This is a genomic window from Pseudomonas sp. AC463 (genome assembly GCF_979253585.1).
Genome location: NZ_CEEDDZ010000854.1, coordinates 1 through 256 on the forward strand (window position 1 = coordinate 1; position 256 = coordinate 256).

General features: G+C 65.2%; 1 protein-coding gene. It reads right to left on the minus strand.

The window, feature by feature from the left end; all coding sequences use genetic code 11:
• On the minus strand, positions 1–244 hold a 244-nt coding region (locus AC0IYH_RS32655), incomplete at its 3' end, for an efflux RND transporter permease subunit (protein WP_471838505.1).
• Positions 245–256 lie beyond the last annotated feature (12 nt).

The window sequence follows — 256 nt, forward strand, 5'->3', positions numbered from 1 at the left end:
TCAGCTCGTTGAAGCGCATCTGGCTCGGCTGGGTGATCTCGTAGGCGTTGCCGGGCAGCGTCAAGAGCTTCTTCTCCATCCGCTCCACCAGTTGCTCCTTGCTGAGGCTAGGGTCGGGCCACTCGGCACGCGGTTTCAGGATCACGAAGGTGTCGGTGGCGTTGGGCGGCATCGGGTCGGACGCGATCTCCGACGTTCCCGTGCGCGAGAAGGCGAAGCGGACCTCGGGTTGGCGCGCCAGCATCGTCTCGACCTG